This window comes from Paenibacillus sp. DRB1-1 (genome assembly GCF_052119485.1).
GTDB lineage: Bacteria > Bacillota > Bacilli > Paenibacillales > Paenibacillaceae > Paenibacillus > Paenibacillus polymyxa_B.
This window is the reverse complement of the sequence record NZ_JBODQH010000005.1, coordinates 1-2,737: the sequence shown is the minus strand read 5'-3', so window position 1 is coordinate 2,737 and position 2,737 is coordinate 1. Positions and strand designations below refer to the sequence as shown.

Below are 2,737 nucleotides of genomic sequence, written 5' to 3'. Positions count from 1 at the left end.
AGGATCTTCTTGAGATCCTTTTTTTCTGCGCGTAATCTGCTGCTTGCAAACAAAAAAACCACCGCTACCAGCGGTGGTTTGTTTGCCGGATCAAGAGCTACCAACTCTTTTTCCGAAGGTAACTGGCTTCAGCAGAGCGCAGATACCAAATACTGTTCTTCTAGTGTAGCCGTAGTTAGGCCACCACTTCAAGAACTCTGTAGCACCGCCTACATACCTCGCTCTGCTAATCCTGTTACCAGTGGCTGCTGCCAGTGGCGATAAGTCGTGTCTTACCGGGTTGGACTCAAGACGATAGTTACCGGATAAGGCGCAGCGGTCGGGCTGAACGGGGGGTTCGTGCACACAGCCCAGCTTGGAGCGAACGACCTACACCGAACTGAGATACCTACAGCGTGAGCTATGAGAAAGCGCCACGCTTCCCGAAGGGAGAAAGGCGGACAGGTATCCGGTAAGCGGCAGGGTCGGAACAGGAGAGCGCACGAGGGAGCTTCCAGGGGGAAACGCCTGGTATCTTTATAGTCCTGTCGGGTTTCGCCACCTCTGACTTGAGCGTCGATTTTTGTGATGCTCGTCAGGGGGGCGGAGCCTATGGAAAAACGCCAGCAACGCGGCCTTTTTACGGTTCCTGGCCTTTTGCTGGCCTTTTGCTCACATGTGACAATGATTATATAGCTCTTCATGCACATACGGTACCGTTCTCGGGGCGACTTTTTGGGTAATTAGTTCGGGGTACAGGTTGCACAGATGGAGCCAATGTACAAAAAAAACCGGAAATCAAGGTCAATCCGAGCCCTCCCCAGGCGCAGAACATTGACCAGCCATATCCATGACTAATGTCGTCAGGCAAGCCGTACAAGTACCTAGGGTATCTAGACAACTCGAAGTTGATCCCGGCGACACATGTGCAAAGACTAATGATACAAAACGTACCGCCCATCAGAAACAGAAGTCCGGCAACATATTGCATGAGTCCCCTGTCCCAACAACATCCCAACACTCCAATGATCCATCCAAACAGAATTATGGCTACTGCCATACCCATGAACCCCGCTGTCATTCTGCGGAGGTGCAGAGCATGCCATTCGTCCTGGCGAATAGTCTTCGTTATATTAAACGTGAGATTCCTAGGTATAGTCGCACTACTGTAATGATACTTGATATAAGTGCATCGCTCGATTTCCCCCTTTCTAATCAAGGCAGCAATTTCAGGATCAAATCCCTGGCGGTGACACTTCCGCCACAGGCCCATATTAGTGGAATTATACTGGCGGGAACACTCGTCCGCTGGTGACATGGCGAACAATTGTCTCCTGTTCCTAGCGCGGAGAAGTTTGCCCTCCCATCGGTCAAGGCGAGAGCGGGACGCCCGAAGTGGCAGATTATTGTTGTTGTTATAAATAAAGCCCGGATCAACCCTTCTGGTATTAAATGCTTTACAGCGGTCTCTGTGTTTTCGTGCATCCGTTTCATACCAATGATCGGAGCAAATAGCAACTGCCAGCATCCCAAGAGCACACAAGGCGAGGCTCAATCCCGTATAAAGCAGCAGGCGTCCTGCGGCACTAGAAGAGCATATATATCGACAATGACGTCCGGGAGCTGCATGTGTCAGAGGTTTTCACCGTCATCACCGAAACGCGCGATGCAGCTCTGGCCCGTGTCTCAAAATCTCTGATGTTACATTGCACAAGATAAAAATATATCATCATGAACAATAAAACTGTCTGCTTACATAAACAGTAATACAAGGGGTGTTATGAGCCATATTCAACGGGAAACGTCGAGGCCGCGATTAAATTCCAACATGGATGCTGATTTATATGGGTATAAATGGGCTCGCGATAATGTCGGGCAATCAGGTGCGACAATCTATCGCTTGTATGGGAAGCCCGATGCGCCAGAGTTGTTTCTGAAACATGGCAAAGGTAGCGTTGCCAATGATGTTACAGATGAGATGGTCAGACTAAACTGGCTGACGGAATTTATGCCTCTTCCGACCATCAAGCATTTTATCCGTACTCCTGATGATGCATGGTTACTCACCACTGCGATCCCCGGAAAAACAGCATTCCAGGTATTAGAAGAATATCCTGATTCAGGTGAAAATATTGTTGATGCGCTGGCAGTGTTCCTGCGCCGGTTGCATTCGATTCCTGTTTGTAATTGTCCTTTTAACAGCGATCGCGTATTTCGTCTCGCTCAGGCGCAATCACGAATGAATAACGGTTTGGTTGATGCGAGTGATTTTGATGACGAGCGTAATGGCTGGCCTGTTGAACAAGTCTGGAAAGAAATGCATAAACTTTTGCCATTCTCACCGGATTCAGTCGTCACTCATGGTGATTTCTCACTTGATAACCTTATTTTTGACGAGGGGAAATTAATAGGTTGTATTGATGTTGGACGAGTCGGAATCGCAGACCGATACCAGGATCTTGCCATCCTATGGAACTGCCTCGGTGAGTTTTCTCCTTCATTACAGAAACGGCTTTTTCAAAAATATGGTATTGATAATCCTGATATGAATAAATTGCAGTTTCATTTGATGCTCGATGAGTTTTTCTAATCAGAATTGGTTAATTGGTTGTAACATTATTCAGATTGGGCTTGATTTAAAACTTCATTTTTAATTTAAAAGGATCTAGGTGAAGATCCTTTTTGATAATCTCATGACCAAAATCCCTTAACGTGAGTTTTCGTTCCACTGAGCGTCAGACCCCGTAGAAAAGATCAA

Annotated in this window: 2 protein-coding genes; both read left to right on the top strand. The window is 47.2% G+C overall.

The window, feature by feature from the left end:
• On the top strand, positions 1 to 264 hold a 264-nt coding region (locus tag ACQW03_RS26255), incomplete at its 5' end, for a hypothetical protein (RefSeq protein WP_072080553.1).
• Positions 265 to 1,759: 1,495 nt separating this feature from the next.
• Positions 1,760 to 2,569: an aminoglycoside O-phosphotransferase APH(3')-Ia gene (aph(3')-Ia, locus tag ACQW03_RS26250; protein ID WP_099588326.1), complete on the top strand. Its 810-nt coding sequence runs from the start codon at positions 1,760 to 1,762 to the stop codon at positions 2,567 to 2,569.
• The last annotated feature ends 168 nt before the right edge of the window (positions 2,570 to 2,737 follow it).